The organism is Actinophytocola sp., assembly GCF_050699935.1.
Taxonomy (GTDB): Bacteria; Actinomycetota; Actinomycetes; order Mycobacteriales; family Pseudonocardiaceae; genus Actinophytocola.
This window is the reverse complement of the sequence record NZ_JBOHGB010000260.1, coordinates 1-4,652: the sequence shown is the minus strand read 5'-3', so window position 1 is coordinate 4,652 and position 4,652 is coordinate 1. Positions and strand designations below refer to the sequence as shown.

General features: G+C 74.6%; 2 protein-coding genes. One reads left to right on the top strand and one right to left on the bottom strand.

Annotated features, from left to right (window positions below; all coding sequences use genetic code 11):
* The coding region (locus tag ACRDTB_RS37380) for a heparinase II/III family protein (protein ID WP_431436991.1) at positions 1-1,765 on the top strand (1,765 nt) is incomplete at its 5' end.
* A 15-nt stretch (positions 1,766-1,780) separates the two neighbouring features.
* Here ACRDTB_RS37380 and ACRDTB_RS37375 read toward each other — a convergent pair.
* On the bottom strand, positions 1,781-4,652 hold a 2,872-nt coding region (locus tag ACRDTB_RS37375), incomplete at its 5' end, for a hypothetical protein (RefSeq protein WP_431436990.1).

Below are 4,652 nucleotides of genomic sequence, written 5' to 3'. Positions count from 1 at the left end.
CCGCGTCGCCGCGTACGGGCCGGACGAGCGGGAACGCGTGCGGCGGCAGGCCGACGCGGCGGCCGCGGACCGGCGCTCGTTCACCGACCGCGGCCTCGGCCGCTCGGCGCTCTACGGGTTCCACTACCTGACCTGGACCGTGCCGCTGCTCGAGCAGTACCTGCTCACCGGCGACGAGTGCCCGCTGCGGGCCTGGGAGGAGATCTTCCACCGCTGGTACGACAGCCGCGACGACGTGCGCGGCGACTGGCCGGGCCTCGACGTGGTCTGGTACACGCTCGGCGTCGGCGTCCGGACCCCCATCTTCATCGACGCGCTCGACGCCGCCGGTGCCGCGCTCGCCCGCGAGACCCGGGTCCGGCTGCTCGGCTCGATCCTCGGCGGCGCCCGCTGGCTGGCCGACGAGCACGACGAGTTCCGCCCGGGCAACTGGCAGCTCGTCGGCGCGTGCACGCTGCTGTGCGCCGGCGCGCTGTTCGACGAGTTCGCCGAGTCCGCCGGCTGGGTCGCCACGGCCCGGGCACGGATCACCGAGCACCTCGACCGCGACGTGCACCCGGACGGCGGGCACCACGAGCGCTCGCCGGGCTATCACCGGCTGTGCCTGGAGTTCCTGCACCGGGCGGCGCTGCACGCGGAGCGGTACCTCGACCGGCCGCTCGGCGCGGACGAGCGGGTGGCGGCCATGAGCGACTGGCTCGTGGCGATCGCGACGCCGGAGGGCTGGCTGCCACCGTTCCAGGACAGCGCGCACGTCGCGGCCGGCCCGTCGCTGGTGGTCGCGCACCGGTGGGCACCGAAGCCGGCGTACAAGGCGCTCGCCACGGCCACGATGCCGGCCGCGGCGGTCGAGGAGATCCTCGCCCGGCTGCCCGCGCGCGACGGCGTGCCGGCGGCACGCGCGTGGGCGCATGCCCCGGCCGAGGACCCGGCGGACTCGGCGGACCTCGGCGCGTGGCTGTCCGGCAGCCGGTACTTCGTCAGCCGCTCCGGCCGGCGGCCCGGGTCGCTGTACGCGGCGGTGAACTGCGGGCCGCGCGTGCCGCACGAGCTGGAGTCGCACAGCCACCGGGCCTGCCTCGACTTCGTCCTCTGTGGACACGGGCAGCCGCTCGCGTGGGAGGCGGGCGGCCCGGACAGCTACGACGACCCGGAGTACTACGAGTGGTTCCAGTCGCCGGCGGCGCACAGCACGGTCGTGTTCGACGGGCGGGAGCCCGAGCTCGACGCGGGCGCCACGGTGGACGCGCTGGTGTTCCGCCCCGAGCTCGACGTGCTCGCCGCGCACCACGACGGCTGGGGGCCCCGGCACCGCAGGACCTTCCTCGCGGTCCGCCCGGCCGGGGAGCTGCCCGGATACTGGCTCGTCCGAGACGAGGTGGCCACGACCGGCGGCTGGCGGTGGCTGCTGCACGGCCGGAGTCCGTGGCGCCGCACAGGCGCGTCGACGTTCGTCTCCGCCGAACCGCCGGGCCTGCTGGTGTGCGTGACGGGCACCTGGACGTCGGCGACCAGGGTCGGACGAGCCTCCTACCCGTCCGCGGACGGCCCGTGCTGGGGCGAGCTGCACTGCCTGGAGCTGACCCCGAGCGCCGGGGTGCTCACCGCGTTGCTGGTGCCGTTCGCCGACGCGCCCCCGGAGGTGACGGTGACCGAGCCCGCCCCGGACCGGCTGCACGTCACCTGGCCCACCACGGTCGACGAGCTCACCGCCGGCGGCTGGACTCGCGATGCCGGCTCACCGGTGACCTGGCCGTCCGGCTGACCGAACGAACGAGGGTCAGATCCCGGCCGGCCGGCGCCGGCCGAACACCCCGGCAAGGACGGCCCCGCCCAGGATCGCGACCGCGCCGGCGGCGGCCGCGACCGCCGGCAGGCTCGCCGGGATCTCCAGGTGCGCGGTGATGCCGAGGATCCGCGACAGCCCCCACGGGAGCAGCGCGAGCTGGTCGTTCCACATGGTCATCGCGCGTTCCAGACCGGTCAGGGCGACCAGACCGCCGAGCGCCGCCAGCGGGACGCCGGTCGCGACCAGCACCCGGCCGCCGGCTTGCCGGCGGGTCATGGCGTAGCTCGTGCGCAGCGTGGCGTGGGCGGTCACGAACAGGGCCAGGAACGCCGCGAACGCCACCGTGACGTACACCGTGCGGGTGCCCGGCTCGGTCCAGAACGCGAACCAGTAGCCACCCGGTCCGCGCGGGACGAGCGCGAGCGTCAGCAGGATCGTGCGCAGCAGGGCCAGGCCGCCGATCGCGGCCAGCAGCGGGAACGGGTCGCTCCGGCGACAGTGTTGGATGGTTCGCTGCGCTCCTCCGCCACTCGCCGTCTTCCTCCGTGCGCTCCTCGGCGTTCGCCCCTCACGCCTCCGGTGCTCCTGCGTCCAGACGGCGAACGCTCCGTCGCTCCGCTCAACGAGCAGCCGCAGCACGACGCCGAACAGCAGCCAGGCGCCGAGCACCATCAGCAGGTGTGCGGGCGCGGCGAACGACGTGAGGATCGCCCGGCTGAGTACGACCGCCGCCGCCGGGATCGCCCAGACGAGCACGCGATCCACAGTGGACGGACGGGCGTCGAGCCGGCTCAGCCGCCACGGCCGGGTCGCCGCCGTCCACAGTGCACGCAACGCCACGGGTGGCGCGGGCAGCAGCCGCCCTAGCCGGCCGCTGCCCCAGGCCAGCGCGGCGAGCACGGTGGCCAGCAGACCCCGCGCCAGCCACGCCATCGTCTCGTCGCGCTCGGCCAGCGACAGCCCGATGTCGGCGGCGGTGAAGTTGTACGCCGGCAGGTCCGGGTCGCCGCCGTAGCGCCGGAGGTGGTCGGTGCGGGCCGACTCGTAGGTGGCCGCGGCGGTGCGCCACGCGTCGCGCGCCGCGGTCGACCCGGTGTCCAGCCACTGCGCGTGCCGCAGCACGGTGGTCCGGTAGGCGGCCAGCGTGCCGAACAGGTCGAGCTGGTAGTCGAGCGTGGCCACGAACCGCTGGCGCAGCACGGGATCGCGCCAGGTGGCCGGGTCGGTGGCCGCGACCAGGTCACGCATCCGCCGTGCGTCGGCGACCGCCGCGGCGCCCTCGGCGACGGCCTCGTCGATCCGGTCGCGGCTCACCGCGTAGATCGTGTCGAGCGTGGCGCTGTCCCCGGTCACGATGTCCCACTCGAAGATCCACATCATCGGCGGCGGTTCCAGGCCGAGCGCGTGCACGGTCTGGTCGGCGTACGGGCCGATGTAGAGCCCGCGGGTGACCGCGTCGCGGGAGAGCGCCATCGCCTCGCAGATCGCCGCCACGGTGGCCGGGTCGTAGGAGAACGTGCGGCGGGCCCAGTCGGCCGTCGCACGCGCCGGATCGAGGCCCGGGTCCCACGCCAGCCGCGCCGTGACGTAGCTGTTGAGGTCGGACAGCTGCCAGAAGCCGGCCCGCAGGGCCAGGTTTCGCGGCCCGGCCAGCAGTGGCCCGCCGCCCTGCGCCCACGTCCAGATCCCCTCGACGTTCGGGTTGGCGGCGAGGAACGTGCGCAGGGCCAGCCGGTGGAGCACGCCGAGGTCGTTCGGCAGCGCGCCGAGGCCCTCGAACTCGCGGCGGGACTGGAACTCCACGATCCGGCGGTGGTCACCGGTGAGCAGCGTGTCGTTCAGCGGGAGGTGGCTGTAGAAGTCGCCGAGCGTGTACTTGGTGGACACCACCAGGTTCTCGTCGTGCAGGCCGCCCAGCACCTCCTCGTACGCGGCCGGGTTCGTGTGCAGGTCACCGACCGCGCCGATTCCGACGCTCCAGGTCCGGAAGATGATGTCCTTGTCCTCGGCGGCCGCGACGCGCAGGAACGAGCGCAGCATCGCCCGCACCGCGTCCGGTGTGGTGACGGCGATCTCCGAGGAGTAGTCCCAGCCGGGCAGCTGGTACGCCGCGCCGCCCTCGCCGATCCGGATCATCAGGCCGTCCGCGAACGGCATCCGGTCGAACAGCTCGGCGAGGCCGGCCCGGTAGACCTGCCAGAGCCGGTCGTCCTCGGTGTGCAGGCCGCCGACCGTGCGTTCCAGGTGGGCGCGTAGCGGCGGGGACAGGGCAAGCATGTCGGTCGAGAAGTAGACCTTCATGCCGAAGTCGTGTGCGTAGCGCCAGGCGGGGGCGAACGCCCGCATCATCGCCTCCGCACGCGCGAGGTGCGGGTCGCCGGGCGGGTACACGTCCAGGCCCCGGAACGTGACGTACTCGAGGAAGCCGGGGATGACGACGCCGTTGTAGCCCTGGGCGAACGAGTGCGCGACGAACTGGCGGAACTGCGCGGAGATCCGCCGGACGGCGGCCGGGTCGACATACGGGGCGTCCGGGAGGATCGCGTCGCCGACGACGTCGGAGTTCAGCGAGTAGTCGTCCCGGGTGAACGCCGCCGGGTCGTCGGGCAGCCCGACGGCGCCGAGGTCGGTCAGTCGCAGGCCCAGCCTCGGCGCGGTGACCCGGCCGTCGGCGACCACGGCCGAGCCGGAGGAGATCCGGTCGGCCACGGCGTAGAGGCCGTAGGCGGCCCCGGCGTGGGTCGCCGCGACCACGGCCAACCCGCTGCCATTCCGCTCGATCCGGTATGCCTCGGGCCCGCCGGCGAACCGCGGGTCGAGCCGGGCTGTCAGCACCGGCCCGGCCGCCGAGGCGGTGGTGACC